Here is a 25,323-nt window from a genome sequence, read left to right as displayed (position 1 = left end):
GCACATCCAGGCAACCCCTTCCCTGATACGAGCTCGGTTGCCGTCGCACGTCACTGCTCTGCGCCCGGCATCGGGCACAGTCGGGATCAGCTGGACGCCCCCCGCTCCCGAGCATCCGCAGCGAACAACTCGGCACAGTCGCCGCACGCCTGCCCCCATCGCTCCGGCGCGCAGTCACGGCGCCCCCTCGAGCTGCCCGCGGCGAGCCGCGCCGAGGTCCGCATCACGCCAGCGACCCGGTAGCTGCCCTGCCACCAGCCGGCCGGCTTTCGGCTGCGACCGGTGCTTGGGAACGGGTCGCTGGAGTGCTACGATCTCAACGTCGTCGCTCGTCGCGATCGCTCGAGAGGATGGCACGAAAATGGATCTCGACTGGGAACTCCTGCGGAGACTTTGCGAGACACCTGGTATCCCCGGACACGAGGAACGGATCGCGGAGGTCGTGCGGGCCGCACTCCAACCGCTCGTCGATGAGCTCCATGTCGATGCCATGGGCAATCTCATCGGCAGACGGCGCGGCCGCAGCGATCGCCGCGTCATGCTCGCTGCCCACATGGACGAAATCGGCTTCCTCGTTCGCCACATCGACGAGCAAGGCTTTCTCCGTCTCCAACCGGTCGGCGGCTTCGATGCCCGCGTCTTGGTCGCCCAGCGCGTCCATGTGTGGCCTCGCACCGGTGATCCGCTCCTCGGCGCACTCCAGCTCGCGACGAAGCCGATTCATCTGCTCGCCAATGAAGAGCGCAAAGCGCCGACGATGGAGGACCTGTACGTCGACCTCGGATTACCTGCTGAAGAGGTGCGCGCGCACGTCGAGATCGGCGACATGGTGACCCTGGACCGTGACTTCGCACGGCTCGGACCGACGGTGCTCAGTAAGGCCCTCGACGATCGTGTCGGTCTGTTCGTCATGCTGGAATCCCTCCGCCATCTCGAAAGCCACGAAGCGGATATCGTCGCGGTCGCCACGGTCCAGGAGGAAGTCGGCCTACGCGGCGCACAGACCGCAGCCTTTGGACTCGAACCCCACGTCGGTATCGCGCTGGATATCACCATCGCCGGTGACGTTCCAGGCATCGATCCGAAGGATCGCGTCACCACCCTCGGCGCTGGTGTCGCCCTCAAGATCTTCGATACGTCACATCTCCCCAGCCGGCCGCTTCTCCAGCACCTGCGCGAGATCGCCGAGCGAGAGGGTATTCGCTATCAGCTCGAAGTCCTCCCGCGCGGGGGCACCGATGCTGGCGCTCTCCAGCGCGCCCGCGCCGGTATTCCAGTCGTCACGCTCTCCATCCCCACCCGTCACGTGCACACGGTCAACGAAATGGCGCACATCGAGGACATCGTTGCCGCCGTTCAGCTGCTCACGCGCTACCTTGCCGAAGCGCACGAGCGCTCCTATCACCCCTACGCATGGTGAGACCCTGCCGCAGCGCTCGGGACCGTCCGATGCGACGATTGCTGGCGATCGTCTTCGTCTTGAGTCTTCTGCCGAGTAACGGGCTCGCCACGCTCGCCAGTGCGGGTGAGCCCGCGTTCCGCATCGCATCCTTCGTCATCGAGCCGACTGCACCTCGTGCCGGCGATACCGTCACTGTGCACCTCACCGTCGTCGATGCTCGAGACCGACCGGTAACCGGCCTGGACGGGCATGCCCAGGTCCGACCAGCGATGAACGCGGTCGACGAGGACACCGTCGCCCAAGTGGCTGGCCTTGCGGAAACTGCGCCCGGCGAATACGTGGTGACTGTCCCGCTCAATGGACCCGGGGAATGGCAGATCGTGATCACCCTGACCGACGCGGTGCAGACACTCGAGCAGGCGACCACGATCGTGGTCGCACCGCGACTCGATCCTCCACCCCCCAGCCAGGCCCCGCTGGTGTTCCGAGGCAGTTCCTGGGTCACCGCCCTGCGCGTCGATCCCGCCACTGGCAGTATCGTACGTCTCCTCGGCGATTCCGCCGTGACTACTGCCGAGACCACGCTGCTGGTTCGCCGGGCCACGTCACCCCTCGGTCCGATCAGCCGTCTGTTCGGTGGCCAGTGGCAGCTGGAGCTCACCTTCACCGATACCCGAACCGGGCGCGATCTGCGTGTCCCGCTCGGACCGATCCGCGCTTCTCTGCAATCCGGCTCGTCTTCCACTCCAGCGATCGTCGTCGCGACCACTGGACTCCCCACGCAGCCAGCCGTGATCGTGTACCAGGCCTGGCGTCTCGGTGAGGGTTGGCAAGCGGAACTCGTGCTCGTCGATACCCGCTCTGGCGATATCGTCGCCACGACGATCCTGCCAGGAGCACTGCGCGGAACACAGCTCATCCCGCGCGTGACAGCCACGCCAGAGGGAACCATCGTCGTCCTCGAGCGTGCTCTCTCCCTTCAGGCGACCGGCGAGGCCCGTGTCACCATCTTGGCGACCACCGCTCTGGCCATCCAGGCCACCCGGCGCTGGTCTTTCTCGACGACCGGCCTACCCGATGCGGACTGCTTGGCCAACCCCGCACTCGATGGCGGAGTCCTCGGCCGAGTCAGTCCGCGTTGGTTCGCCTGGTGCCGAGATCTCTCTGGAACCTGGCTGGGACTCTGGGACCTTCCTTCAGGGATGCTGCTGACTCGCCTTCCACTCGATCCGACGGCGACCGTGCTGCTTCCCTCTCCCGACGGGAGCGAACTCTTCCTCGTCGAGACCAAACAGCGACGCCTCTTGGCTCTCGACGCGGAGGCCGGTCGCGTCCGGGAGTCCACACGCTCCCCACGCGACACGTCCGCGCGCTCCCTGCGAGACGCACTTGCCCGATTCCTGGTACCACCCGCCCGTGCCGCGTCTTCCCCCGAACTGCGTGCCGCGCTCTCACCCGACGGCCGCCTACTCTACGCCGTGTTCCCGACGACCACCGATGCCGGGGACGGTCTCTGGGTTTTCGCAACCGCGACGCTCCAGCCGGTCGACCGGCTGCTGCTCGGCTGGCTCGTGCATGGGGTGGTCGTCGCACCGGATGGCACGCTCATCGCTGTGACCGATGGTCCGACTGGCGACCGCCTCGTCGTTCTCGACAACGACCAGCCGCGACTCATCGTGACCGTACCTGAGCGCATCACGGAGCAGTTGAAGTGACTCGAAAGGAGCGTCTGATGGCGAACCCGAGCAAGCGCGAGCGCATCGAAGCTGCCCTCCAAGGCGAACTCGTCGATCGCCCACCAGTGTGTTTCTGGCACCACTTCCGTCCCGAGGGCTCGGGCTATCGTCTCGCCGAGCTCACCTATGAATTTTTCATCCGCCGCTTCGATCTCGACATCGCGAAACTGATGCCGGATCTGCGCTATCCTTTCCCGCGCCGGACCATTACCACGCCGGACGATTGGTACCTCGTCGACTCGATCGACTTCCGCACGAGTCGCTACGCTCGCGAATGGGTCCGGGCTGTTCGTCGCCTCCGCGAACTGGCCGGCCCCGAGGTTCCCATCGTCGTCACGGTCTTCAGCCCGCTGACCCAAGTCCTTTATTTCGTGGCCGACCATCAGTTGTTCCTGCAATACGCCGTCGAGCGGCCAGCCCTCTTGCACCAGGTTCTGGCCATCGTCGCCGAGAACGTGCGGCAGCAGATCGAGCTCGTGCTGGCAGCCGGAGCTGATGGCATCTTCTTCGCGCTGCAAGGCTGCTCAGCTACGGTCATGCCCGTCGAGCACTATCGCGAATTCGGTCGACCCTACGATCTCCTCGCCCTCCGCGGTGCCGCTGACGGCTGGCTGAATATCCTTCACATCCACGGCGAACGCGATCTCTACTTCGACGAGGTTCTCGACTATCCGGTTCGAGTCCTCAGCTGGAGCGATCGCCGTGCCGGCCCATCGCTCGCCCAAGCGAGTCAGCGCACCACCAAGTGCCTCATGGGTGGCTGGGACGAGTTCGGGCCACTCGCGCGCGGGCCGGAGGAAGCCATCCGCGAAGAAGCACTCGACGCGCTCCGCCAGACCAACGGTCGGCGGCTCATTCTCGCCAATGGCTGCTCGGTTCCCGACGAGACCGACGAGCGCTGGCTCGCTACTGCTCGTCGCGTCGTCGACGAACTCACCTCCTGAGCCCCTTCCCTCTCGCTCACCAGCGGAGCGAGAGTCCGGACACGCCCCCGCTCAACACACGAGCGAGCGGCGCACCACTCTGCGTCGACAGCATCCTGAGCGCTGCTGGGATCAGGTCAGCCACACCAGACGGTGGGGGTTCGCGGTGTCTCGCTGGTCTTCATGCAGCACGTCCTCCCGCTGCGAGGCGAACGCCTCGCGGGCAGCAGAAGGGAACGCACCGTCCTAGGCTCCCGGCAAGACCGTGAGCGACACGCGCTGAGCCAGTGTCCCGTTCAAGAGCACACTCACCGCGTACTCGACCGGTTCGCCGCTTTCCGCCGGGAGATCGAACGGGAGCGAGACCCAGTTCGCTGGCAAGGTCAGCCCACTCACTGTTTGTCGGTTCCATTCCTGGCCCGCCCGCTCCCACACGAACTCGAGGACATCGCTGGGCTGCAGGTCGCGCACCAAGACGGCGACGTAGAGCCGAGCCGGGCTCCGCACCTGCGTGACGCGCGCTCCCACCGGCACTCCGGTACCCGGCTCCACCGCCCGGACGATCCGCAAGTCCTCCACCACCGCGTTGCCCGCCACTGGAGCCTCCGGAGTCGGTGTCGCCCCCACGACCACGAAGCTCCCCTCGGCGATCGGCTGCTGACCGGCGAAAACCTGAACGCTATAGAGCCCAGGTGGCAAGGGTTCCGACCGTTGCAGCGTGAAGCTCCGCACGAAGGCCATGCGCAGCTCGTCAGGCCCCAGTTCGGTCAGGACGCTGCCGTTGACTGACCATCGGCTCCAGAGCTCTTCGCGAAGGTCCGGCGGGACATCGGTCAGGATCGCCACGACACGCGTCGTGCCGAGCGGAAATTCGCTCATCGCTTGGATCGCCCCACTCTCCGGGAACTCCGCCGCGAAAACCAAGCCTGTCTCCTCGCTCCCCTGTTCGCGTCGGCTCCCCACGGTGAAGACGACCGAATCGACGAAGCGATCGTCCAAGAACAAGCGAACGCTGTACTCACCGCTCGGCAGTGGTGTCGCCGACTGGAAACCGAGCGCGATCCAGCGAGCTCCCTCGATCGGTTCGCGGATCTCCCGCTCCGAACGCCCGATCTCGGCTGTGCCGCGCAGCCATACCGCGGTCAGTCGCGTCCCGGCCGGCATCTCGCTTGCCCGTACGACGAGGTAGAGCTGTTTGGCGTTCAGCGGGAATGCGCTGCGTTGCTCTCGCGGCGCCTCGTCGTTGCCGACTTCCGTGGTCAGTACCAATTGCCCGATGATCGGATCGAGCGGTCGAGCCTCCGTATTGGTATCCGGTGTCAGGACACTCGCTGCAGCCGGTGTGGGCGTCGGCGCAGACCGCTGACTTTGCACCACCGGCGCAGTACATCCACCGAGAAGGACCACCGTCAAGACCAGAACCGGAAGCGCCTTGCTCATCGATGATCCGCTCCCCGACCGCCCGGCCGTCGGTAGCGGCCGAAGGCCGCCTGATATTCTTCTGCCGCTTCCTGCGCCGTCAGGTGCACGTAGATCCGCGTCGTCACCGGCGAAGCATGCCCGAGAATCGTCTGGACGGTCGATTCTCTCACCCGTCTCCGCACGAGCTCGGTTGCCAGCCCGTGTCGGAAGGAATGCGGAGTCACCGCGAACTCCACGCCGGCCTCCTCGCTGAGCCGGCTCACCAGTGCCTGGACCGTCCGCGGGGCGATCGCCTTCCCCGGTTGACCTGGACGATCTCGCCCACTGAACGCAGGAAACGCATGCACTCCCCGCCCACTGTCACCACGCGCTCGCCAGTACGCTGCCAGCGCCTCGGCGGTCTCGCTGTCGAAGTGTACAGTACGGCTTTTGCCCCCCTTGGCCCGGTAGATCCGCGCCGTGCCGGTCTCCAGGTCGATGTCTTGCCGCCGCAACGCACAGAGCTCCGAGACCCGCACCCCCGTGCGGAAAAGGAAGAGGATCAATGCCCTCAGCTTCAGTCGGCGGAGCTCCTTGATCGGATCGCTCTCCGGTGCCAGCCGGCGGACATGGTCGACGATCCGTTCCAGATCGCTCGTGCGGACATCGGGCGGTGGGGGAGTGAACCGCGGAAGGACAGTCGCGGCCCGCACGCGCAGTTTCTCCGTCGACAGTCCGGTGTGCAGGTCAAAAGAAATCAGATAACCGTAGAACTTGCGCACTGCCGCGAAGGTCGTCTGGGCCGTCCGCATCCGCGAGACTTGCTCGGGCGTCTTGATATCGTCGGGCACGAGATCGCGCAAGAACGCGATCGCATGCTCCTCGCGGAGCTCGGTCACCGCTACCCCGGGCGAAAGCCCCTGCACCTCCTCGAGGTGACGGAGAAACTTCCGCAACGCCAAAGCGTAGGTCGTACGACTGCGCGGCGAAAGCCGCAGATCATCGAGAAAGCGAGCGACCGCCTCTTCGATCGTGAGCCCCATGCGCTCGCGCCTCCACGTCGCACCGAGAGTATAGCGTACGAACGCGCTATCGTCTGCGGTCCTCTGGCGATGCCGGGTAGACGCGTCGCTCGACTCGGTGGTAAGACTAGCCACGAGCCAGCAGGCCATTGCGCCTGTGGGAGTGTTGGCTCAGTACCCGGGGAGCAGTGCGATGCGACCGATTCGGCTCCTACCCGTATGGGATGAAGTTCAGCCACGGGTTCGTGCGGCAACGTTCGAGTTCGGCCTCATGGCCAGCCTCTTTTCGCTGTACTTCGTCACGCGGGGAATCGCCGCTGGACGCGCGTACGAGGCGTTCCAAAACGCCTTCTTGGTGATGCGCGTCGAAAACGCACTCGGTCTCGCCATCGAGCATCAGCTCCAACGGGTCGTGCTCGCCTCTCCTGTATTCGTCACGTTCCTCAACGGGATCTATGCTTTTACGCACCTGTGGACGGTTCTCCTGTTCGGCGCATGGGCGTTCTTTTGTGTTCCTGACCGCTACCGCGAAGTACGCGCGACCTTCCTCGCCATCCTCGGCGCTGGTCTCTTGTCGTACACTCTATTCCCGCTGGCCCCGCCCCGCTTCTTTCCCTGGCGCGGCTTCGTCGACACCCTCGCCCTGATGCGCGGCGTCAACTACGATCACCCGGGAATCGCGACCCTCTACAATCCTTTCGCCGCCATGCCGAGTCTCCACGTCGCTTTCGCTGTTTTCGTGTGCCTCGGACTCTTCCGCTTATCGCACAGTCGCTTGCTGCACGGTGTGGGCATGCTCCATGCTCTCCTGATGACTCTCGCCGTCATCGGCACCGCGAATCACTATGTCCTCGATTGCCTGGCGGGAACCGCCCTCGCGGCCGCAGCCTGGGCGGTGGTCCCGCGGCTCATCGGCCAACCCGCCCGCGAAGCGATACCCCTGCCAGCTGTCACCCTCGCTCGCTCCCGATTCGGGCAAGGCCGATCGTGAGCATCGTTCTGCTCTCACGGCTCTTGCCAGCGACTCCGAGCAGCCCTCAGCTACCGGAGCCCTCCCTCGGCAGAGTTCACGACGCTTTTCGATGCCGCTGTCAGCCAGGCCCACTTTTGACTCGACCAGCCCGGATCCTGAGGAGAGCCGTTGCCCCGCCGGCTACTCGCTTCGTTGCATTGCACGCGTCGCTGGTCATCGAGCAGAACGCGAACCGAGTGCTCGATGATACTGCTCAGAGTTCGCCAGGACCACTCGCGCGGTATGAACCGGACTCGTCCGTCTCGAAACGCGAGCGGATAGCCCCGCCGAGCGACACAACAGAAGACGACCACGTTCTCCTCGCGAGCGACCCGGCTCAGGAAAGCGATCGCATCCCCGCTCCGGAGAACAGGATCCACGATGATCGCATGCGGGCGCCACGATCCCAGCAAACGTTGAGCCTCACCGAGATCGTCCACTCCTCGCACCAACGCCCATGACTCCAGGGCACGAGCCATCCCCTCCCGGAACCAGCTCTCGTCGTCGACCACCAAGATGCGCCAGCCTGCCTCCACCGATCGCCCCCGGTCGACTTCCCACCGTCACTATCGTGACCGTTCGGCACGGCTGGCACCGCCTTACAGGCCCGATCGTCCCGGTTTCGTCCCTCCCTCTCGGTCAGGCCAGAAAGCACGCCAGAACCGGCCCCAGTCCTAGGCAGGGAGTCCTGACCCGAGTACCGACGAGTTTCCGGTGCTCGGCGCCACGGCTGGAGTCGCCGATGTCCATTACTCCCGACCAGCCAATCGATCGTAGAGTCTCCACAGCCCACCCGATGACGAGTGCCCTGGAGGATGCATCGAGTCGTCTGATGGCAGGCACGGCAGGCTCGCTACCACAGAAATGTCCCGCGGAAACACGATCGGCAAAGGCAGCAGTCTGGAGTCCCTTCCTCGTGCCACCCGGCTCGACATTTCCGCCTCTGCCCTGACAGCCGAAGCGAGAGCCGGCAGCCGTAGCAGGCGCGTCGCTCGGCAGTTTGTGGCCTTCCGGAACCTCCACCCGTCACCCGCTGTCCCGCTCTCTGAGGCTCCAACGCCATAGTCTCGGAGCAGGAGAACGCCACACTGGTGCCCCACGTGACGGGCCATCGGCGATGACTGGCCCGCCAAGCGCGTCGTCCAGTCACCTTCCAAGTATTCGAGCTCGCGCTCCGACCGTCATCATCGCAGGAGTCGCCCACTCTTGCTGAGCGAGCCGATGCCAGCCAGAGCTCTCACAGTTCCCGCACTGTCAGGCCTCTCGGCGGCAGCAGGTCGCGAGCGAGCTTCCGCTCGAGGTCAGCCAGCTTCTGCCGGGTTCGACTATGCCGAGAACGTCGACGCCGAAGCGAGGACCCTCGAGAAGCGGACCCGGGCATCGCGCGGACGGTCCGCCCGTTATCGCCGCGAATCCGTGGCACTCTGTGTCCCCCTCCCAGCCTGGTCGAGTGTCCCGAGCTGGCGGGCAGTCAGCTGGGTGGTGACATGCACGCTCGGAAGGGGATAGAGACGCGTTGTGACGGCTTGCCTGGTCTCGCTGATCGATCGTCGACTTCCCGGACAACACAAAGCCGATGACACCCTCGGCCGCACGACCCCTCGCACTCGAGCACACCGGAAGGTAATCGTGCAGTGCTGGTGCACGAGTTGGGCGCTGTTTATCGAAGAACGACAAAGAGTTCCGGCGAGGTAGCCCGCCCAATGCCGAGAAGCCCGGGCACTCGCGTCACGCTGCCGAAGCAGCGATCGTGTAGCCCGCTGCCTCGATCCCGTTCCGGATCGCTTCCTCCGGCACCTGCGCGTCGCTCACGACGCGCACGATTTTCTGCGCGAGGTCCACCTCGATGTCCTGGACCCCCGGGATCTTTCGAAGTTCCTCAGTGATCGCCCGCACGCAGTGCTGGCAACTCACGTCCGGAACCCGATACGTCCGCTTCACCATCGCATTCCTCCCACCGTCATGATCCATCCTCAGCATGCGGCTCGATACCCCGCAGGGGTATCCAATATCACTATACCGCGCGGGCCTGACACGACCAAGTCCGCTGCGGGTTTCGCACGCCGATTCTCGTGCCTGTCCCAGAAGCCCGCGACAGATCAGCCCCGGAGCGAGTCACGTCGTGCTCGCGAGGCACTCTTCTCCAACCATTGCTGCCCTTCTGAGTCCGGCTGGAGTCCACGAGGGCACCCCAGACGTCCGGTCGTCGGAGCAGAAGCCGTTGCAACACCGCACGCCCGGCCGTGTCGGATTTCCGAGCGCGAGGAACTGTGCGCGGCTTGCGTCCGCATCCGGAAGGCCGGCTGCCCCTGCTCCGGAACATGGTGCGAGCCTCATCCATCGATCGAGATCCGGGGAGGCTAGCCCGTCTCCATCCGGATCGAGCCCGAGCTGAACTCATCATCGCCGAGCGCGCAGCGCAGAGCGTAGTCTCGTCCCGCCTGAGCAGGGTCAGCCCTCCTACCGCAACGCCGAATCGCCGGGCAGCAGGCGCACTGCCGACCCAGCCGAGCGATCCCTGTTCCTTTTCCCCGCCGAGGCCGAGCCGTTCGGGCACTACCCAGGACCTCAGTCTCGAACTCCAGGCACTGCTGCGAGCACAGGCGAATCCTCGGATCGATCGCACCGTACACGACTGACCAGTGCAGCGGTGTCTTGCGGAGCTACCAGCACGAGCCGGGAAACCCCTCTCGGAGAGCTCTTACCACACGCGGGATCTCGACGTGTCCGAGCGGCGACCGTTTCGCTTCGTCGCCCCACCCGCTGAAACATGCCGGGCAGCGTACCCGCGTGCCTCATCCGACGGTTGCTTGGCGTATCCTTGCCCGGGAGGGAAGCGTGTTCACGCTGGCGCGCACAGTCGGAATCAAGTTCCTCGTCGCCAATCGAGTCCCGCTCGCCGTTCTCGATCTCGCCCTGCGTTTGGCCAGCGCTGCTGTCCTTTCTCCAGCTGGCCGTTACCGCTTTCTCCTCGCCGGAATCCACCCCCGCTCGCTCGCATCGACCTTGCGTCGCGTTCGTCGGCTGCACGACTGGCCTCGCGCTTGGGTGCGTGCCGCCTACGACTATCTGCTTGCCGCGCACGAACGTGCGGCCGCCGGCGAAGTGCGACTCGCCGCCGAGTACCAGCGCGTCGCCGCACTCTGCTACCACTTCGCACAGGTCCTGGTGCTCGGCGATCGTCGACAGCGGCAGCAGCTCTACACCAGTGCGGTGCGCGTGTTCCGCGCAGCAGTGCCACATCTCGAGCGTCCCATCCTCCCGATCGAAGTTCCTTGGCACGGTATCGCGCTTCCCGGCTATCTCTCTCTACCCAGCGATCGCCCCGCACCCGTCGTCGTCTTCCTCAACGGGGCGAGCACCGTCAAGGAGGAAATGATCGGGTGGGCTCGACCGTTTCTCGAGCGCGGGCTCGCCGTCCTCGCGCTCGATACCCCAGGAAGCGGGGAGATCGCCGACAGCGTGCCTGCTGCGCCCGGGCAGGAAGATGTCGGCTGGGCTATCGTCGAGGCGGCCCGCACCTTGCCGGGTGTCGATCCGCGCCGCATCGCACTCTTGGGCGTCAGCCTGCGCGGTGCTTACGCCGTGCAGCTCGCCCACGCTGTCCCCGAGTTCGCAGCAGCGGTCGCGGTCACTGCTCCATTCGATCCTCAGCCGTACGTCGGCGCGCTCGGCGAACTCGTCCGTCACGACGTAGCCTTGGCTGCTGGAGTGACGCCCGAGGATCTTCCGCGTCTCGCACCGACGCTCTCCTTGGAGCCGATCGCTCCCTCGCTGCGCACCCCTCTTTTAGTGGTGGGTGCTGGCAACGATCTCGTCGTGCCTCCCTCGGAGTCGCTACGCCTCTATCGGGCTGCTGGTGGCCCCAAGCACCTGCTCTTTTTCGAGCGGGCGAATCACGTCGCCTTTACCCACCTGGAGCAATGGACTGCGCTCGCCGCAGCCTGGCTCGCCGTTATGCTTGGGGCGTGAGCTCAGGTCGCTGTTCCGCACTGTCCCCGGTTTCCCCCTCGCCGACCAGCGCTGGCTCCTTCGGTACCGCTCCATTCTCGCTGTCCACCACCGCCAGCACGGCCCTTTCCTCCGCTTGCCGTGCCTCCAGTGGTTCCTCGGGATCGGGAAGCGGCGGAGGAACCACCAGCTGATACTGACTCAGCATCGATCGCAGCTGCTGCTCGTTCAGTTCGTCCCGCTGCAGGAGCTCTTCGGCAATCGCGGTGACCGCTCCGCGGTTCGCCTCCAGTAACCGCTTGACGTTCTGGAACTGCCGCTGCAACAAGCGCTCGATCCGCTGCTTGCGATATGGATCCGGAACCAGTTGGTTGTAGGTCAGCCCGCTGTAGAGCGATCCGTCCATCCCCCAGGCCGAGACCATGAGGTTGGCCAGGTGAGTCGCCTGCGCCAGGTCACTCGTCGCTCCGGTCATCTGCGTCCCGAGGAAAAGCTCCTCTGCTGCCCGAGCCGCCAGCGCCACCTGGATATCGGCCAACAGCTCTTCTCGGGTCTTGGTGAAGCGTTCCTCCGTAGGCTTCGTCGCCGAGAAACCCAGAGCCTCACCGCGCCGGATGATCGAGACCTTGACCACTCGCTCCTTCGGCTGCAGCAGGAATTGCGCGAGCGCATGTCCCGCCTCGTGGTACGCGATGCGACGCCGCTCCTCGAGCGACATCGTCCGGATCGGCTGCCGCAACCCCAGCTCGTGCGTCTCCCGCGCTGCCGTGAAGTCCTCGTACGTGATGTAGTTGCGCCCCTCGAAGTGAGCATGGATCACTGCTTCGTTGATCACGTAGCGAATCGCGGCCGGTGTATAGCCGATCGTGTCGTGCACCATGTAATCGATCGGGATATTCGGATCGTGCTTGACCTTGCTGAGATAATATTCGATGATCTCGCGCCGACCTTCGGCACTGGGCAGATCGACGACGATCTTTCGATCGAAGCGCCCCGGTCGCAACAACGCAGGGTCGAGTGCATCGGGCAAATTGGTCGCCGCGATCGTCAGCACCGGCGGAAGTTCGGCCTTCCCTCGTCGCAAACCCAGCAAGCGGAGGAGGCGCCCGATCAGCGTGACTTCCTGCGGCGGTGGATCGAGCTGCAGGAGCAGCTCGTTCAGCATCGCGTTGCCGCCCCACCCGAAGAGCGGCCCCAAGAAGCCTTGTCCAGCATAGCGCCCACCGCGCGCTTGGCCGATCGCGTCGATTTCGTCGATGAAGAGAATGCAGGCACCGTACTTCTTGGCCAGCTTGCGCGCCTTGCGATAGAGCATCATGATCCGCAGATTGCTCACGCCGAAGAACATGTTCTGGAATGAGGGAGCACTCGCGTAGCCGAACGGCACGTTCGCTTCCGTCGAGATGCACTGAGCGAGATACGACTTTCCCGTACCGGGAGGACCCACCAGCAAGAGCCCGCGGATCGCCTCGCCCCCCATCTCTTTGAACTCTTTGATCCCCTTGAGCAAGGTCACGATCCGGCGCGCACTCTCCAGCACCTCGGGATTTCCCTTGTAGTCGGCAAAGCTCACGCCGGTCTCGCCCGGCTTGATCCAATAAGTCCGGCCTCGTCCGAGGAACCAGAAGATCGCGGCGAACTGAACGATCACGAAGACGATCGCGAAGGCGATCTGCAGCAGTGCGAAGAGAACCGTCAGGACGACCGGTCCCCAGGTTGCCCGCGCTGGCCAAGCCCAGGTATAGAAGGCATAACCGAGAGCAGCCAGCGTGAGCATGCCGCGAAAGTGGGAGCGGACGAGCTCAGCGATCCCAACGATCACGTCATCGATCTGCTGTTCGAGCTCGTCCCAGTACCGACGTCGCTCACGCGGCTTGGGAATGGTCTGCGTTTGTCCTGTCATGAGCTACCACCCTCACTGGAGTTGCGGCGTGTCGACAGTGAAGATGAGACCATCGGCGCTGACCCAAAAGATCTGGTAGACCATACCGCGCCGGTCGTTCGCATTCCGCACTTCGGTCACGTAAAAATAGTAAGCTTGCCCATCGGGTAACTTGTAGCCTCCCACGTACGTGCTCTCACCGAAGCGGAATCCCTGCTGTTGCAGGAGTTGCACCGATTGCCGAAAAGTCGCCAGACTCTCGCCGCTGGCCAAGCGGCGCGCTTTCGATTCCGGACTCAGGGTCTGCCACATCCGCTCGGCGTCGAAGTTGCGCTGTGCCTCGAGATAGGCTCGCACACTGGCCGGTGGCGCGATGAGCGGCGCGGCTTGCACCGGCGGTTCTCCCGACTGACTTCTCGACTCGGGTACCAGCGCGCGATAGGCATAGTACCCTCCTAACGCGATGAGCAGGGTAACGAGAAGATGACGCCAAGCGAGCCGGATCACCCGGATCGTCACCCAGAGCGACTTGCGGAGAATAACCCGCACCAATTGTGCCAGCGCGAGCAGTGGCCAGAAGAGGACACGGAACCGGCGTCCACGCGCGGGGCCAGGAAGCTGTGGAACGGTCGGAACCGGAGCCGTCGCTGCCATCGCTGGAATCGTTTCCTCGTCACTCGAGCAGAACAGCGCCTGTCGAGAGTGTAGCACCAGCGGCTGAACGCGGACAGCACGAAAGAAGAGTCACATACAGGAACCCGACTCAGGGGAAACGAGCCAGATGCACATCGCGAACTTCCCCACTCACTGAGAGGCACGCGGGGATCGCCGTGCGTCAGCGAGCACCGAGCGAGGTACGACCGAGTTCGCTCACCGGTGTACCCACCCCGACGATGCGATGGGCAGGCCTCTCTTCCGACCAGCCGCATCGCATACCGGATCGAGCGCGGGCTTCCGCGCCTCCGGAAAGCGGGAAACAGCACTTGCCATCCGCCTCAGTGGGCTGCCAGTCGCTCGACCAAGCTGCGCCCAGTCGGTGCCTTGCCGGTCGCCTCCGCGATCCGGTCCAGTCGCTCATAGCCGACCTGCACGAAGCGTACGCCGAGCCAGCGCAGCGGTTCCGGTTCCCACTCCTTCAGGCGGTGGCTGGTCATCGGCAACCGCGTCAGCTCGCTCTCCTGCCCGGTGATGAGGTCGGCCAGGATGCGGCCAGCCAAGTTCGCAGTCGCCACCCCTTGTCCGGTGTAGCCACAAGCCAGTGCGATACCGCTGCGCGGATCGTAGCGCATGGTCGGCATCCAATCGCGCGGCACCCCGAGCGGTCCACCCCACGCATGGGTGAAGCGAACACCGTGGAGGCGGAGCGCTGGGAACCACTCGTAGCACATCTGTCGCAACATCTCGTGGGTCGGACCATGCCGATCGTAGGCATCGGCGATGCGCGAGCCGAAACGATAGGGTGCGCCGCGCCCACCGAACAGGATGCGGCCGTCCGCTGTCCGCTGCAGGTAATCGACGGTGAGCCGCTGCGATGACAGCAGTTCGCGGTTCTCCCAGCCGATTTCCTGCCACACCTCGTCCGGAACGGGCTCGGTGAGCACGATCAGCGAGTAGATCGGAATCAGCGCGCGATGCAAGGGAGCAAGCTGCGAGAGATACGCTTCGCCAGCCAAGACGAGCACGCGCGCCCTGACTTCCCCTCGCGGTGTGCGGAAGTAGGGAGAACTCCCTCCTCGGAAATCGACGACCGGCGTCTCCTCGAAGATCACGGCACCACGCCGCTCCACCGCGCGGGCCAAGCCACGCACCAGTCGACCCGGGTGGATGACCGCTCCATGCGCCGAGTACAACCCAGCCATCACATCGGTTGCCCGGACACGCTGACGAACCGCCTCAGCTGACAGCCACTCAGCATAATCGGTGATACCGAGACGCTCCAGCGTGCGTGCCGTTTCCTCCAGCGCTGGCACTTGATGCGCCCCGCGTGCCAGCCGGAGGACGCCACCCCGGTGCCAATGCGCGTCGATTCCTTCGGCCTCGAGGACACGCTCGACTTCGTCGACCGTCGCACGCATGGCGTAGTGAATCGCACGCGCCGTCTCCGCACCATAGCGCCCAGCCAACTCGCCGAGGGAAACAGGAAAGCCCGGATAAAGCCATCCCCCGTTACGTCCTGAGGCGCCGAAGCCGGCGATCCGCTGCTCCAGGATAGCGACGTTCAAGCTCGGCTCACGCTGGAGCAGGTAATACGCCGTCCACAAGCCTGTAAAGCCAGCACCGAGAATGGCGACATCGGCTTCGTAGGTCCCCTCGAGAGCGGGCCGCGGCGACAAGTCGTCACCGCAGGTTTCCAACCAGAAGCTGTACTGACTATAGACGCGTCCCGCTTCGAGTGTCGCAGCCATCGTTCGTCCTCCCCTACCGTGAGCAGTATGACCCAGCACGAAGCGTGGTACAAACTCGAGACTGCCATCAGCTGCACTACCAGCCGGTCACGCACGGAAACCTCGAGACGAGTCTCAGCCTGCCCCGTGAGGAGTGGTCCACTCGGCCACCATCAGCACCCCGCCGTATCCAGCTGGTGCAACCTCCGGCGCCACCGCTTTCCAGTAACTCATTCCGGCATGACGGATGCAACGACGCTGGGTGCACGAGATCCAGGAGCTGGAGACCTTGGCGCGCCACTCCCGCGCACGCCATCCGAACCGCTTCCCCACACTCCCTGTCGCGAGCAGTGCCGGCTCCACTGGTGTCCGGCCGCGCGAGGCTGTCTCCCCATCGCACCGCCGCCGTCATCCGATCGCTTCCCTCATTACTGCTTGCACCGCTTACGTACGCTCCACATCCTATCGAGTCCAGCAGTCCGCCGACAGGAGCCGACCTCGCGCCATGCCGCCCTGCCCCTAGGCTACTCGCTGCGCTGATGCGACAGCACGGATACTGCTCTGAGCCAAGTCACGGCAGAAACGCCCTACTCGCCAGTAGCGGGAAAGACTGCGGTACCACACTCGAGCTGAGCCCGCGGCCCGAGCACAGACCCCCACGAGCCTCCCGTGCCGAAAACGGCTCTCGTCACTCCGTCCTCTCCGCGGGTCGCTCGATTGTCGTTGGCGGTTCGACTGCTTCCCTGCCACGAGCCCCAGGCAGACGACCGCTCACGTGGGAACGCTTGCCACCCGACTCGGCTCTCCCGCCCCCGTTTCGTCCTGCCCAACTAGGCCAGGAGCACTACGTCCTCGAGCCCCCGGTTACCCCTCCACAGTGCGGACGCCTGGATGGCAGCAGCACTGGAACCCGGACGCCTGTGAGGCAACAGGTCAAGAAGCAGAGGTCAGGCGAGCAGGCCCTCCACGTCCGCGGATCGCACCATCTGGTCCAACATTCACCGAACTGGTCTCCGGTGCCTGCAAGGACAATGCCGCAGCAGGTGCGCAGCGAGCAAAGACGCGCCCCTCGCCCAACCGGGTGAGTTTCCAGGGTATTGAGAAGACCTCGTTCGCCTGCTCCTGCAGAAACAGCGTCGCAGCGCGAGGCTGACACCCGCGCACGAGGGCAGCGGGCGCGACCGCATCCGCGAGCTCGTCGGCGACGAACTGATCGGCGAATCGCACCGCGGTGCCGATGAGCGACCTCCGCTGAGAGGCAGGTCCATTTCTTCGGACAGGTTCGTTCTCCACCCCGGCCAGGACGCACCGCGTTTCTCGTTCTCCTCACCGAGACTCGTGCGGTGATTCCGCTCCCCAGTAGGCAGGTGGCAATCGCTTCTAGTTGTCCCGTACACTCGCCATGCGCGTCGGCAGAGCGCAGGAGGCTGACGATGACGACTGACGAGTCCGGAACGATCGATCGAGCGTTTCTCCAAGCAGTACGCAAAGCGGCGGGCTTCCGCGCCTCGCCACGCCAGATCATGCCCGTCGTTCGCGCGCTCGCTGCCCGGCAGCGGCCAGTCACACCGGAAGTGGTGGCACGCCTGCTCGACGAAATCGAACAGGGCGAACGATCAGCCCGCCAGCGACGCAACGCTGAACTCTGGCGAGAACTGGGGACCTATCTGGCACTGGAAGGGAAACCAGCCCACCCTGAAGCACAGCGCGCTCTGCTCGGCCGAATCCGCCGCATCCTCGGCGAGCGTCATTCCGACCGAGTTCTCTTGGAGATCGCAGTCGCACTCGGAGCTACTGGGCACCCGGTCGAGGCCCGCACGGTTGCGGACGCGGTACGGTGGTTGGAGAGCAAGCTCGGACCCACGCTCACCGCCGAGACGATCGAGCCGTACCTCGCGCAGGCCGTCGCCGCAGTCTCCACGGCGCCTTCGACCGCCGGGCAATCGCATCGACGATCTCCCCGCCGCCGAGCCTCCTGATACCCCACCGCAGATTGCCGTGCTGAAGCACTAGCGGGCAGCCGCGAGCTCCCCAGCCAGCGCCTCGCGCACGACAGCGGCCATCCGGGCGATCCCCTCGTCGATCTGCTCGAGCGTCACTGCACTGAACGAGAGTCGCAGGTGCTGATCCCCGCTCCCGTCACCATAGAAGGCCGGCCCGGGAATGAAATCGACCCGTCGCTCGCGACAGGCCGAAAGGAGCGCGGTCGCGCTCAAGCCTTCCGGTAGAGTGAGCCAGATGAAGAAACCGCCGTTCGGCCGCGTCCAGCGTACCCCTTCCGGCATCTCCCGCTCCAGGGCTGCCAGCATGCGCTCGCACTTTTGTTTGTACAGCCGACGCAACTCGGCAACGTGCGCGTGGTAGCGTCCGGTGCGGAGGTACCAGTCAGCCAGCGCGGCCGTGAAGCTGTTCCGGAGTGCATCGATCCGCGCTCGGGCGAGTGTCGCCACGATCGGCGCCGGACCGACCACGTACCCCAAGCGGAGTCCAGCCGCGATCGTCTTGGAGAGCGTCCCGCAGTACAACACATTCCCTGGTTCGGCCAGGCTGTATATTGTCGGTGGGTACTCTCCGCGGAAGCGAAGCTCGTAATAGGCGTCGTCTTCGATGATCAGCAAACCCCGCTCGTCGGCCAGGCGAGCCAAAGCCTGGCGGCGCTCGAGCGAGGTTTCCACACCAGCCGGATTCTGGAAAGTCGGCAGCGTGTAGAGAAACTTGGGACGCCGCCCCTCGCGCTCCAGTCGATCGAGTGCAGCAGCGACACCTTCCGGATCGATACCGTGTTCATCGATCGGAATGCCGACCAATTCCGCCCCGGCCAGCTTGAACATGCTGGTGGCCCCCATCCACGCCGGGGCATCGATCAGCACCACGTCGCCGGGATCGAGCAGCGCGTCGCAAATGATACCCAGGCCGTTGCTGGAGCCGAGCGTGACGAGGATCTGGTCCGGCGCGACCTGCATGCCCTGATCGCGAGCGAGCTTCTCGGCGAGTGCCTCGTTCAGCTCGTCCGGGCGGATCAGGTTCTGATAGCCGAGCGCGTCCCGGCGCTGGTTCTCGGCCAGAAACTCCGCTGCGAGGGCCATGTCCTCGAGCGGAAGCGTCTCCCAGTCGGGATCGCCGTATACGAACGAGATCATCCCTTCCGGGGGTACCCGCGGTGGTCGCTCGGCTGCCGCAGCGATCCGCCCTCTCCTCGACCACCTCGCCTGCCAGCGCTCGTCCATCGCAACGGCTCCTTCCTTGCACGTGGTATGCTGCGCGGCAGTGCGCCGCTGTCTCAGTATAGTGGAGCGCGGCGGCAGTTCGCGAGACGGTGAGAAGCGAGGAGGAGTCGATGAGCGTGGTGGCCGATCCCGAACTGGTGATGACCATGCACCGGGCGATCGCACACTATCGTGACCTGCACCCCCGCGCCATTCCGGTCGATCACCCTGATCTTCCGGAACTCGCCACGCCCGATCGGCTGGCCTATGCCGTTGCCTGGATTCTGGCCGCTGCGATCGTTGGTAGTCGCTACCGTGCCTCGGCTATCGACGTCTTACCGGTCTACCATCCGGAACACGGTTGGGACCGCTTCCTCGTCACGCGCCGCGTGAGCTGCAAGCTCTGCGCTGATGAACCAGCAGACAGCCAAGGGACGTTGTGGCTCGGCAAGGAGGGCTCACCCATCTATACCGTCGGCCGCAGCCTCGAACTCGCGCTCGGCTCGCTCTGCCGCGAAGACCCAGCCGATGCGATCCGGCGCCTGCTGTTCGCTGTGCCCGCCCCACGACTCCGGCAAGGAGACCACTCTTCCTGTCCGCACGTCTGGGCCGAACGGTATCCCACCATCTACCGGGTCACTGCCGGGCTGATTGCGGACTATCCCGGCCTGATCGCTGCACGCGAGATCTTCGTCGATGAGCAACCGATCGACGGAACCTATCATCCGCTGTATACGGCCAGTGGAGCCCGCCTCTCCGGCTGGACCTATGACTATGTCCAGTATCTGGCCGGAGAACGGATCGTCTTCCTCCGGATCGACGGGCGACTCGTCACCTTCGAGGTCGAGCCAGGCATCTGGCGGACCGAGGAAGTTCCTGCTCGAGATGACTCGGAACTGCGCAGCTATCTCGAGGAACGCTTGGGACTCGGGACACCCGGACAACCGATCGTGACGCTTCCCTCAGGGGAGGCGGAGGAGCGCCGGGACACGCCAAGCGACGAGCAGGGCGAGGAGTGAACTGGCGACCGCACCGGCGAGCACCGCGGCCGGCACACCGATGGCGTCACCGAGTGCTCCCATCGGGAGCGCACCGAGGGGCATGAAACCCCAGGTGATCATATAGAGCCCCATCACGCGTCCCCGCACCTCGTCATCGATGGCGAGGTGCAGGAGGGCGTTGTTGAGCGCCATGTAACTCGCCCCGAGAAAGCCACCAGCGAAGAGGCAGGCGAGCACGAGCGGCAACCAGCGCGTCATGGTGAAGGTCGCGATGACGCCACCGTAGATCACGATGACTGCCACCATCAGGAGGCCACGGTAGCGGGCTCGCTGCAGCCCCGCGACGAAGAGCGAACCGGTCAAGGCGCCCGCTCCACCGACGGTGTAGAGCAGACCGAGCCCGCTCGGCCCGAGGTGAAAGACATCGCGCGCGAAGACAGGCAGCAATTGCAGATAGGGAAACACCAGAAGGGTGGGCACGCTGGCCAACAGCAAAAGGGCGAGGACGACCGGCGCCCGGCGAACGTAGCTCAGTCCCTCCAGCAGTGTCCGCAGGAAGGAACCGCTGACCGGGCGCGCCGGAGGCGTCACCGGGAGACGCGCCGTATTGAGTAAGGCGAGCACGAGACAACCGGCCTGGACGAGGAGCGTGCCCCCGACCCCGAGCATCGCCACCAGTGGACCAGCGAGCGACGGCCCGACGATGCGCGTCGTATTCATTCCCGCCGAGAGCAGTGCTACGGCGTTGGGGATGCTGGCACGGGGGACATAGCAGGGAAGCGCAGCCTGACGCGTCGCGTTGTTGGCTGCCAAGAGAGCGCCGTTGAGGACGGTCGCGATCAGGAGCGCGAGTGGGGTGGCCTGGCCGGTCAGAACGAGAAAGGCCAGTACGGAACTGACCGTGAGGGCTCCGGTTTGGCAGGCGAGGAGGATCAGTCGGCGATCGAGACGTTCAGCCAGCGTACCAGCTGGTGCAGCGACGAGCAGGAACGGGAGACCACCAGCGAAACCGAGCAGCCCCACCCACAATGCCGAGTCGGTGAGCTCGAGCATGAGCCATCCGCTCGCGACTTGCAGCATCCACTGTGCGATCTGGGTGAGGAGACTCGATGTCCAGAGTAGCCGATAGTCACGGTAACGGAGGAGCGAGTCGAGCAGACGAGCCGCACCATCGACCACCCGGCGCGGTTCGATCGTCGTGGAGGCTCCCCGGTCAGCCATCCGACCCCCTGCCGAACCATACTCCCGAGGCTGAACGACAGCAAGCTGTCCATGCTGCTCCCCGTACCCGCGTCGGGCGAGCGACTCCTCCCGAAACGCGGCCGCGATGGTGCGGGGCGAGAGGCGACTTACCTGGAGCATGTCGGTACTCGAGGATTCGCCGCGCGGTTCGACAGCCGTACACCCAACAGGTTCCCCTCCAAGGAGAACGAGCAGCAAAGGAGAGAGAGGCACGGTGCGTTCGCCAGCGGCCGTGCCACGGTGGAGCGCTGCCTCAGCTGCTCAGCGAGGGCAGAGAGCTGCCTTGACGAGCGAGTGATGGACGGTTCGCGGCCAGTCCGATCGTCCGCGGGAGCAGGCAATGCTCGTCGTTCTCATCGTGGTAGTGGGCAGCAGGGCGAAGAAGCGTGTGGACGACGAGCATCCTACTCGTCCGGGGTCACCGGTCAGTGTCCACCCTGGTGGACTATGCGCCGGTCTCGACAGGGAGTACCATAGCCACATCGCAGGCTGAGGAGGGAGGGGCGATGGGACGCTGGAAAGATGGCGCACAGTGTGCGGTGATGTTGACCTTCGATCTCGACGCGGAGACATTGTGGCTGGCTGGCTCGCTCGAGCGTCGCGAGCGGATCGGGTTACTCTCGCAAGGGACCTACGGTGCACGCGTCGGTGTTCCGCTGATTCTGCACACCTTACGCCGCTACGAACTCAAGGCGACCTTCTTCGTCCCCGGCTGGGTGGCCGAGCATCACCCAGATGTCGTTGCTGCGATCGTGGATCAAGGGCACGAGATCGGTCACCATGGCTATCTTCACGAGTCGGTCACGGAGCTTTCCAGCGAAGAAGAGCGAGCGGTACTGGAACGAGGAATCGAAGCGCTCCGCCGGGTCACTGGGATCGTCCCGCGCGGTTACCGCTCGCCCTCCTGGGAACTCACGACCCGCACGCTCCAACTTCTCGAGGAATACGGTTTCCGATACTCATCGAACCTGATGAGTCATTTCCTACCCTGGCAGCACCCAGACACACGACTGATCGAGTTACCGGTGCAGTGGCTCCTGGACGATGCCCCGTTCTTCTTGTTCCGCCCCGGACCGGGCTCGCGTCCTATCCAGCCGGCCCAGGTTGCCTTCCAGGCGTGGGCAGAAGAGTTCCAGGGCATCCATCGCTTCGGCGGGCTGTTCAATCTCACCATGCATCCCCAGCTGATCGGACGTCCTGGGCGGATCCTGATGCTCGAGCGCTTGCTCGAGCACCTCCTGTCCTATCCACGCGTCTGGTTCGCCACGGGGCAAGAGGTCGCCGAGTACTGGGCAGCTCACGTCGCGGCCAACCCGGAGGAGTGGCGACAAGGATTGGTGTACGACCCGCTCCGTCACCGCTCCTAGCCGATTACCGCTTTTCGGCTCCCGCTTCCGCACGGGCGGGAATGGAATCGAGCACGATCCGGTAGTGCTTGCGGAAGGCAAAGCGCTCGTCCTGGATGAGTTGGAAATAGGAGCCGAACCGCTCCGGATGCTCCGCTGCGGCATCCAACGGGTGCGGCGGATCCTCCTCGGTCAGCGGTGTGCGGAGTTCGTACAGCGTCGTTCGTTCGGCAGGGATCCGACCTGCCTCGCGGATCCAGCGACGCAGCTCCCGAGGAGGCACCAACTGGCCATAGGTGGCCCCGGCTGCCGTGGAAATACTCTCGTTGATCAGTGTCCCGCCGAGATCGTTCGCACCAGCGTTCAGACACCACTGGGCCAGCTTGGGCCCTTCTTTGACCCACGACACCTGGATGTTCCGGATGTACGGGTGAAGCATGATCCGAGCGATGGCATGCATCTTGACCACGTCCTCGCCGGTCGCGCCGGGTCGAAGATCGGGAAGCAGACGCTTGCGATACATCGGCGCTTCGCTGTGGACCAGGCTGAGCGGCACGAACTCGGTGAACCCGCCGGTCTCCTTTTGGATGCTTCGGATGAGAGCCAGGTGAGCAGCCCGCTGGCGATCGGTTTCCACGTGTCCGTACATGATCGTCGCGGTAGTCGGGATGCCGAGGCGATGTGCCGTGGTGATCACCTCCACCCACTGCGCGGTCGTGATGCGTCCCGGCGAAATCCGTTGGCGCACAGTATCGTCGAGGATCTCGGCCGACGTACCAGGCAGGGAACCGACACCGGCTGCCTTGAGCCGGAGGAGATACTCCTCGATAGAGGTCCGGGCGCGCACGGCGCCATAGACGACTTCCTCCGGGGAGAAACCGTGAATGTGGATCTCGGGCAGCTCGGCCTTGATCGCTCGACAGATGGTAGGGTAGAGATCGGGATCCATCTTGGGCGGTAGTCCGGCCTGGATGCAGACCTCGGTGGCACCGAGTTCCCAGGCTTCACGCGCTCGCCGAACGATCTCCTCGAGTGGCAGGAAGTAGCCCTGTTCTTCCCGATGGCCGCGGGAAAAAGCGCAGAAACCGCAGCGTTTGATACAGACATTGGTGAAATTGATGTTCCGGTTGACGACATAGGTGACGACGTCGCCGACTGCACGTCGTCGGAGCTCGTCGGCCACCAGCGTGACGAGAAACAGATCCCGGCCGTGCGTCGCGAAGAGTCGCTCTCCCTCCTCGACCGTCAGCTCATGTCCGGACAGCGCGCGATCGAGGATGCGAGCCACCTCGGGCGAGGCGAGTGCGAGCTGGCGTTCCAGGAGTTCACGCAAAGCAAGGGTCTCGTGCATCACCACAACTCCTTTTCCCGGGGAACCAGTCCACCTGGGTCGACGAGCGCCGCGACCCGGCTGCGGACCGCGGGATCGAGGAATTCCTGACCGCGCCGGATGAATTCCGGATAGACGGCCAGGCGCTCGCGCAACTGGAACCCGCTGGCCTCGGTACGGGCCTTGAGTTCGCGCAGATGCGGCCAAGCGCGCTCCGGATTGATGTAGTCGCGCGTCACCGGTGAGATACCACCCCAGTCGTCGAGCCCAGCCAGCAGATAGGCCTCGTAGCCATCGGGCATCAGGTTGGGCGGCGCCTGTACTGCCGTCGTGGTTCCGAGGACCAAGCGCGCGACCGCGAGTGTCCGCAGCATGTCCAGCAAAGTCGGTTCCGGCCAATCCCGCATCCGGATGTCCGGCTTGCGACGGAAGTTCTGCACGATCACTTCCTGAATGTGGCCATAACGATCCTGCAGCTTCCGGATCGCGTAGAGGGCCTCGACGCGTTCCTCCAGTGTCTCGCCGATCCCGATGAGGATACCGGTCGTGAAGGGAACCCGGAGGCGACCGGCTGCTTCCAGTGTGGCCAACCGCACCGCCGGTACCTTATCCGGACACCCGCGGTGCGGGCCTCCCCGCTCCAGGAGGCGCTCGCTCGTCGACTCGAGCATCAGCCCCATACTGGCCGTTACCGGGCGGAGCAGCGCGAGATCCTCCTCGCTCATCACACCGGGGTTCGCATGGGGCAGCAGGCCCGTCTGCTCGAGAACCAGCGCACACATGTCACGGAGATACTCGACCGTCCGGGAATAGCCGCGCGCGGCCAGCCACTGTCGATAGGAGGCATAGCGGAGTTCCGGCTTGTCACCCAGGCTGAAGAGCGCCTCTTTGCATCCGGCCGCTCGGCCAGCCTCAGCGACAGCGAGGACTTCTTCCGGCGTCATCGTGTGGGCACGCGGATCGCTCGGTCGGCGCACGAACGTACAATAGGCACACTGATCACGACATAAATTCGTGAGCGGAAGGAAAACCTTGCGTGAGTAGGTAATCGTCCGACCGGATCGGCGCTCACGCACCAGCGAGGCTGCTTCGAGAAGGAGCAGCAACAACGGTGCTTCGGCTGCGATGAGGCGACGAGCCGCAGCTGGATCCAGGCACCCAGTATCGACCGCGTCGGCGATGGCGCGCTCGATAGCCGGATCGACCGCGTTCGCCGACCGGAAGCAGATCACCACGCGTCTCGCCCCCTCTCTGCGCGCCCGCAGGCGCTGACAGTATGGCGCAGCCTTCCCCTGGATGCCAGTCCTCCCGGCGCACTCGCACTGCTTTCAGACGACTTTGCCCATGCCGAAGCTCGATCGATCAGCCCGACCGACCCGATAGACCAGCCAGCTCGACCCGATCACGACGGTACCACACGTTCCCTCGGAGTCGCTCTCGAGCCTAGCGCCAAAAGCGAACATCCGGTATGCTGCAGGCATCATC

At 64.8% G+C, this 25,323-nt stretch carries 19 protein-coding genes; 8 read left to right on the top strand and 11 right to left on the bottom strand.

Annotation, left to right across the window (positions count from 1 at the left end; translation table 11 throughout):
- The first annotated feature begins 361 nt into the window (after positions 1-361).
- From ACWIVK_RS06750 to ACWIVK_RS06740, 3 genes are read left to right on the top strand one after another with little or no spacing between them, the layout of a single operon-like run.
- A complete protein-coding gene (locus ACWIVK_RS06750; protein WP_448575871.1) occupies positions 362-1,420 on the top strand; it encodes a M42 family metallopeptidase in 1,059 nt (352 codons plus the stop codon).
- A 29-nt stretch (positions 1,421-1,449) separates the two neighbouring features.
- The gene (locus ACWIVK_RS06745; protein WP_448575870.1) at positions 1,450-3,117 is read left to right on the top strand and encodes a hypothetical protein; all 1,668 of its coding nucleotides are present in this window, start codon (positions 1,450-1,452) and stop codon (positions 3,115-3,117) included.
- A gap of 17 nt (positions 3,118-3,134) precedes the next feature.
- On the top strand, positions 3,135-4,082 hold the full coding sequence (locus tag ACWIVK_RS06740; RefSeq protein ID WP_448575868.1) for a uroporphyrinogen decarboxylase family protein: 948 nt from the start codon (positions 3,135-3,137) through the stop codon (positions 4,080-4,082).
- A gap of 225 nt (positions 4,083-4,307) precedes the next feature.
- Here ACWIVK_RS06740 and ACWIVK_RS06735 read toward each other — a convergent pair whose 3' ends face one another.
- Both ACWIVK_RS06735 and ACWIVK_RS06730 read right to left on the bottom strand, forming a co-directional pair.
- Complete coding sequence (locus tag ACWIVK_RS06735) at positions 4,308-5,501, bottom strand: hypothetical protein (RefSeq protein ID WP_448575866.1); 1,194 nt, start codon at positions 5,499-5,501, stop codon at positions 4,308-4,310.
- Entirely contained in the window at positions 5,498-6,505 is a 1,008-nt protein-coding gene (locus ACWIVK_RS06730; protein WP_448575865.1) for a tyrosine-type recombinase/integrase, read from the bottom strand. The genes ACWIVK_RS06735 and ACWIVK_RS06730 overlap by 4 nt, the downstream gene beginning before the upstream one ends.
- 172 nt (positions 6,506-6,677) lie before the next feature.
- On the opposite strand from ACWIVK_RS06730, the gene ACWIVK_RS06725 reads away from it, so the two are divergent.
- Entirely contained in the window at positions 6,678-7,475 is a 798-nt protein-coding gene (locus ACWIVK_RS06725; protein WP_448575864.1) for a phosphatase PAP2 family protein, read from the top strand.
- 50 nt (positions 7,476-7,525) lie between these two features.
- Here ACWIVK_RS06725 and ACWIVK_RS06720 read toward each other — a convergent pair whose 3' ends face one another.
- Both ACWIVK_RS06720 and ACWIVK_RS06715 read right to left on the bottom strand, forming a co-directional pair.
- Positions 7,526-8,032: a transcriptional regulator gene (locus ACWIVK_RS06720; protein ID WP_448575862.1), complete on the bottom strand. Its 507-nt coding sequence runs from the start codon at positions 8,030-8,032 to the stop codon at positions 7,526-7,528.
- A gap of 1,192 nt (positions 8,033-9,224) precedes the next feature.
- Positions 9,225-9,440, bottom strand: a complete 216-nt coding sequence (locus ACWIVK_RS06715; RefSeq protein ID WP_448575860.1) for a heavy-metal-associated domain-containing protein — start codon at positions 9,438-9,440, stop codon at positions 9,225-9,227.
- An 894-nt stretch (positions 9,441-10,334) separates the two neighbouring features.
- Here ACWIVK_RS06715 and ACWIVK_RS06710 point away from each other — a divergent pair.
- The gene (locus ACWIVK_RS06710) at positions 10,335-11,468 is read left to right on the top strand and encodes an alpha/beta hydrolase (protein WP_448575859.1); all 1,134 of its coding nucleotides are present in this window, start codon (positions 10,335-10,337) and stop codon (positions 11,466-11,468) included.
- Here the strand turns inward: ACWIVK_RS06710 and ACWIVK_RS06705 are convergent.
- From ACWIVK_RS06705 to ACWIVK_RS06695, 3 genes are all read right to left on the bottom strand, one after another.
- Positions 11,452-13,350 (bottom strand): AAA family ATPase, encoded by a 1,899-nt coding sequence (locus ACWIVK_RS06705; protein ID WP_448575857.1) that lies wholly within the window; start codon positions 13,348-13,350, stop codon positions 11,452-11,454. The two genes, ACWIVK_RS06710 and ACWIVK_RS06705, sit on opposite strands and share 17 nt — an antisense overlap.
- 12 nt (positions 13,351-13,362) lie before the next feature.
- Positions 13,363-13,983 (bottom strand): hypothetical protein, encoded by a 621-nt coding sequence (locus ACWIVK_RS06700; RefSeq protein WP_448575855.1) that lies wholly within the window; start codon positions 13,981-13,983, stop codon positions 13,363-13,365.
- A gap of 341 nt (positions 13,984-14,324) precedes the next feature.
- Positions 14,325-15,734: an NAD(P)/FAD-dependent oxidoreductase gene (locus tag ACWIVK_RS06695; RefSeq protein ID WP_448575853.1), complete on the bottom strand. Its 1,410-nt coding sequence runs from the start codon at positions 15,732-15,734 to the stop codon at positions 14,325-14,327.
- Positions 15,735-17,146: 1,412 nt separating this feature from the next.
- Between ACWIVK_RS06695 and ACWIVK_RS06690 the strand changes: the two genes are divergently transcribed.
- Positions 17,147-17,692, top strand: coding sequence for a hypothetical protein (locus tag ACWIVK_RS06690; RefSeq protein ID WP_448575851.1), 546 nt, complete (start codon positions 17,147-17,149; stop codon positions 17,690-17,692).
- A gap of 30 nt (positions 17,693-17,722) precedes the next feature.
- Here the strand turns inward: ACWIVK_RS06690 and ACWIVK_RS06685 are convergent, their stop codons facing one another.
- Positions 17,723-18,940 carry an aminotransferase-like domain-containing protein gene (locus tag ACWIVK_RS06685; RefSeq protein ID WP_448575849.1) on the bottom strand — a complete coding sequence of 406 codons (1,218 nt, stop codon included), beginning with the start codon at positions 18,938-18,940 and terminating at the stop codon, positions 17,723-17,725.
- Between the two features lie 110 nt (positions 18,941-19,050).
- Between ACWIVK_RS06685 and ACWIVK_RS06680 the strand changes: the two genes are divergently transcribed.
- Positions 19,051-19,938, top strand: coding sequence for a hypothetical protein (locus ACWIVK_RS06680; protein ID WP_448575848.1), 888 nt, complete (start codon positions 19,051-19,053; stop codon positions 19,936-19,938).
- Here the strand turns inward: ACWIVK_RS06680 and ACWIVK_RS06675 are convergent.
- The gene (locus ACWIVK_RS06675) at positions 19,882-21,141 is read right to left on the bottom strand and encodes an MFS transporter (protein WP_448575846.1); all 1,260 of its coding nucleotides are present in this window, start codon (positions 21,139-21,141) and stop codon (positions 19,882-19,884) included. The genes ACWIVK_RS06680 and ACWIVK_RS06675 overlap by 57 nt on opposite strands.
- 527 nt (positions 21,142-21,668) lie before the next feature.
- On the opposite strand from ACWIVK_RS06675, the gene ACWIVK_RS06670 reads away from it, so the two are divergent.
- Positions 21,669-22,529, top strand: coding sequence for a polysaccharide deacetylase family protein (locus tag ACWIVK_RS06670; RefSeq protein ID WP_448575844.1), 861 nt, complete (start codon positions 21,669-21,671; stop codon positions 22,527-22,529).
- A gap of 4 nt (positions 22,530-22,533) precedes the next feature.
- On the opposite strand, the gene cofH is transcribed toward ACWIVK_RS06670, so the two are convergent.
- Together cofH and cofG are read right to left on the bottom strand one after the other, a co-directional pair.
- Positions 22,534-23,859 carry a 5-amino-6-(D-ribitylamino)uracil--L-tyrosine 4-hydroxyphenyl transferase CofH gene (cofH, locus tag ACWIVK_RS06665; protein WP_448575842.1) on the bottom strand — a complete coding sequence of 442 codons (1,326 nt, stop codon included), beginning with the start codon at positions 23,857-23,859 and terminating at the stop codon, positions 22,534-22,536.
- A complete protein-coding gene (gene cofG, locus ACWIVK_RS06660) occupies positions 23,859-25,070 on the bottom strand; it encodes a 7,8-didemethyl-8-hydroxy-5-deazariboflavin synthase CofG (RefSeq protein WP_448575840.1) in 1,212 nt (403 codons plus the stop codon). The genes cofH and cofG overlap by 1 nt, the downstream gene beginning before the upstream one ends.
- Between the last annotated feature and the right edge of the window lie 253 nt (positions 25,071-25,323).

It is taken from the genome of Thermomicrobium sp. (assembly GCF_053493975.1).
The sequence above is the reverse complement of the archived record's forward strand: the minus strand, read 5'-3'. Positions and strand labels throughout refer to the sequence as shown.

Coding starts and splice junctions, on each gene's coding strand:
- ACWIVK_RS06750 (WP_448575871.1), top strand. CDS start 362: ATGGATCTCGACTGGGAACTCCTGCGGAGACTTTGCGAGACACCTGGT.
- ACWIVK_RS06745 (WP_448575870.1), top strand. CDS start 1,450: ATGCGACGATTGCTGGCGATCGTCTTCGTCTTGAGTCTTCTGCCGAGT.
- ACWIVK_RS06740 (WP_448575868.1), top strand. CDS start 3,135: ATGGCGAACCCGAGCAAGCGCGAGCGCATCGAAGCTGCCCTCCAAGGC.
- ACWIVK_RS06735 (WP_448575866.1), bottom strand. CDS start 5,501: ATGAGCAAGGCGCTTCCGGTTCTGGTCTTGACGGTGGTCCTTCTCGGT.
- ACWIVK_RS06730 (WP_448575865.1), bottom strand. CDS start 6,505: ATGGGGCTCACGATCGAAGAGGCGGTCGCTCGCTTTCTCGATGATCTG.
- ACWIVK_RS06725 (WP_448575864.1), top strand. CDS start 6,678: ATGCGACCGATTCGGCTCCTACCCGTATGGGATGAAGTTCAGCCACGG.
- ACWIVK_RS06715 (WP_448575860.1), bottom strand. CDS start 9,440: ATGGTGAAGCGGACGTATCGGGTTCCGGACGTGAGTTGCCAGCACTGC.
- ACWIVK_RS06705 (WP_448575857.1), bottom strand. CDS start 13,350: ATGACAGGACAAACGCAGACCATTCCCAAGCCGCGTGAGCGACGTCGG.
- ACWIVK_RS06700 (WP_448575855.1), bottom strand. CDS start 13,983: ATGGCAGCGACGGCTCCGGTTCCGACCGTTCCACAGCTTCCTGGCCCC.
- ACWIVK_RS06695 (WP_448575853.1), bottom strand. CDS start 15,734: ATGGCTGCGACACTCGAAGCGGGACGCGTCTATAGTCAGTACAGCTTC.
- ACWIVK_RS06690 (WP_448575851.1), top strand. CDS start 17,147: ATGACGACTGACGAGTCCGGAACGATCGATCGAGCGTTTCTCCAAGCA.
- ACWIVK_RS06685 (WP_448575849.1), bottom strand. CDS start 18,940: ATGGACGAGCGCTGGCAGGCGAGGTGGTCGAGGAGAGGGCGGATCGCT.
- ACWIVK_RS06680 (WP_448575848.1), top strand. CDS start 19,051: ATGAGCGTGGTGGCCGATCCCGAACTGGTGATGACCATGCACCGGGCG.
- ACWIVK_RS06675 (WP_448575846.1), bottom strand. CDS start 21,141: ATGGCTGACCGGGGAGCCTCCACGACGATCGAACCGCGCCGGGTGGTC.
- ACWIVK_RS06670 (WP_448575844.1), top strand. CDS start 21,669: ATGGGACGCTGGAAAGATGGCGCACAGTGTGCGGTGATGTTGACCTTC.
- cofH (WP_448575842.1), bottom strand. CDS start 23,859: ATGCACGAGACCCTTGCTTTGCGTGAACTCCTGGAACGCCAGCTCGCA.